The following is a 737-nucleotide window of genomic DNA, read 5'->3' as shown; positions in this document are numbered from 1 at the left end:
TTACCTAAGGATACGTGGTTTTTCACTGATCCTAACAAGGACCCGGATGATGTCGTGACCTACACCTTGGGCAAGCAATTGCAGGCTGAGGGCTTTGTGCACATCACGGACGTAGTGGCAACACTGGGTGATGCTGAAGTTCGCTCTCAACGTGCCGAGATGGCCAAAGGCGTGTTCAACAAGCTTGAGTTGCATGACGTGCATGTGTCGCGTGGTCGGGATTACGCAATGAATTCGCTTCAGTCGAAGGAACATGCCAAATTTTTACTGGAAGGTCATGCTTTAAGGGCTGGACCTGGTGAAATACACCGAGACAGCTTGCAGGACATGAGCAGGCGCCTGGGCCGTGCGCCACATGGAGTCGGTATTGTCGTAATTGCAGGCATGAGTGATATCAATGCGCTCATCACTACCTGCCCGGATATGGTGCGCGAACGGGTTGATGACATCACCATCATGGGCGGCGTCGAGCCTTTAAAGGACGCAGATGGTTTTGTACAGCCTGATGCACGCGCTTACAACAATGCGACCGACATGGACGCTGCGCGCAGTCTTTATCGAAAAGCGCAGGAGCTTGGCATTCCACTTCGTATAGTGACAAAGGAGGCGGCCTATAAAACGGCGGTTTCGCCTTCATTTTACGAAGGGATAGCGGGGAGCGGACATCCAGTAGGCCACTACCTGAGAGACGTTCAGAAGAGTGCGTTGAAAGGCCTCTGGGAAGGTATTCAAGCTGG

The 737-nt window shown here is 52.8% G+C and carries 1 pseudogene; it reads left to right on the top strand.

Annotation, left to right across the window (positions count from 1 at the left end):
- Positions 1–737: pseudogene (gene hopQ1-1, locus FOV68_RS23855) on the top strand (type III secretion system effector HopQ1-1); the annotation flags it as partial.

Origin of the sequence: Pantoea sp. paga (genome assembly GCF_007558755.1) — a bacterium.
GTDB classification, from domain to species: Bacteria; Pseudomonadota; Gammaproteobacteria; order Enterobacterales; family Enterobacteriaceae; genus Pantoea; species Pantoea agglomerans.
Note: the sequence above shows the minus strand (reverse complement) of the source record. Positions and strands in the feature narration are given on the sequence as shown.